A 1151-nucleotide genomic window follows, 5' to 3' on the forward strand; every position below is an offset into this window, starting at 1 on the left:
GCTCATTGAAGAACAGCTGCCCAATGGCGCGATCAAGCGTTATCGCTATGACGATCTTGGGCGGCAGGTCGCGCGTGAGGACGAGTTTGGGGCGCTGACGCAGTATCAGTGGGATGCCGCAGGTCGCCTGCTGAAACTAATCCAACCGAGCGGTGCCACGCGGGAATACAGCTACAACCCCTACGGAAAAATCACCGCCGAACGTGATGAGCTAGGGAACGTCACCCGCTACGAGTATGCCGATGGGCTACACCTGATCAGCCGCCGTATCAACGCCGATGGCAGCCAGATCAGCTATCGCTATGACAATGCTCGATTACTGCTCAGCGAGATTGAAAACGAGGTCGGCGAAACCTATGGGTTGCAGTACTACCCCAACGGCCTGATCCAGCAGGAAACCGGGTTTGACGGCCAACGAACGGCCTACGCCTACGACCTCAACGGCAACCTGCAAGAAAAAACCGAATACGGCGATGACAGCAGTCAGCTAGTCACTAGCTATGAGCGCGATCATGCCGGGCGCTTGGTGAGAAAAACCCTTCCCGACGGCAGCGTTGTTGATTATGCCTACGACCGCCGAGGCAACCTCCTCACCGTCGACGACGGCCACTGGGCGTTAGCCTACGAGTACGACACCCAGAACCGCCTCACCGCCGAACACCAAGGCTGGGGCACCGTGCGCTACGGCTACAACGCCTGCGGTCAGCTTCAACACCTGCGGCTACCAGACAATAACCGCCTGATGTTCAACCATGGCAAAGGCGGCCACTTAGCCACTCTCGAGCTAAATGGCACGGTGCTGACCTCCCACCTCTTCAAATCCGGCCAGGAACACCAACGCCAACAAGGCCAACTCCTCAGCCACTACCACTACGACGACCAGCAGCGCCTGCACGCCCACGCCGTCACCCAGCAGCAACACACCCTCTACCAACGCCAATACGACTACGACAACTCCGGCAACCTCAGCCGTCTGTTAGACACCCGCAAAGGCGAACACCTCTACCACTACGACCCCCTCGCCCGCCTCACCCGCGCCGACCACTCGCAAGACGTGCAGGAACGCTTCGCCCACGACCCCGCCGGCAACCTGCTGATGCAAGACCGCCCCGGCCCCGACATCGTCGCCGGCAACCGCCTGACCATCCAGG

1 pseudogene is annotated in these 1151 nt (G+C 60.2%); it reads left to right on the forward strand.

Going from position 1 to position 1151, the window contains the following annotated elements:
• A pseudogene (locus GIW02_RS27445) lies at positions 1–1151 on the forward strand (type IV secretion protein Rhs); the annotation flags it as partial.

The organism is Pseudomonas syringae (genome assembly GCF_021606685.1).
In the GTDB taxonomy this organism is placed as follows: Bacteria; Pseudomonadota; Gammaproteobacteria; order Pseudomonadales; family Pseudomonadaceae; genus Aquipseudomonas; species Aquipseudomonas syringae_R.